The sequence below is a fragment of the Microcoleus sp. F10-B2 genome (genome assembly GCF_036704965.1).
Classification (GTDB): domain Bacteria; phylum Cyanobacteriota; class Cyanobacteriia; order Cyanobacteriales; family Microcoleaceae; genus Microcoleus.
In genome coordinates, this window is sequence record NZ_JAUBTB010000135.1 from 1 (window position 1) to 478 (window position 478).

Consider the following 478-nt stretch of genomic DNA (forward strand, 5'->3'; position numbering starts at 1 on the left):
ATTGCTTGGTCGGCTGGGGGCAGGGTGTTGATGGTGTAAGAGGCGATCGACCCGTCGGGGTCGCTTCCTCCCAATCCTGTGATTAACTGGCTGCTGTTGGGCGCAAGGCTGGAGTTCGCATTGTTGGCTAATGGCGGTTGGTTGGGAGTTGGTGTGGGAGTTAGAGTTGTCGTGGCTGTGGCAAGCGGATCCGTGCCGTTGTTGTTGCCAGGGGTAGGGTCTGGGGTAGCTGAACTGCTGCTGGCGGTGTTGCTGACGCTGGGGCCGGATGCGGGTGCGGTGAAGCTGACTGTGTTGGTGAGGGTGACACCGCTGGCTAAACTAGCAACTGGCGCGAAGGTGACGATACCTGTAGCCGGATCGTAGACACCGCCGTTGGAGGGGATTACTCCTGTTAAATTCGGAACGATGGTGTCGCTGACGGTGACGTTAGTCGCTGTGCTTGGCCCGTTGTTGACGGTCGAAATTGTGTAACTAA

1 protein-coding gene is annotated in these 478 nt (G+C 57.9%); it reads right to left on the reverse strand.

Annotation, left to right across the window (positions count from 1 at the left end; translation table 11 throughout):
* Positions 1 to 478, reverse strand: a 478-nt coding sequence (locus tag QUA99_RS30165) for a hypothetical protein (RefSeq protein ID WP_333460497.1), incomplete at both ends; no start/stop codon positions are given.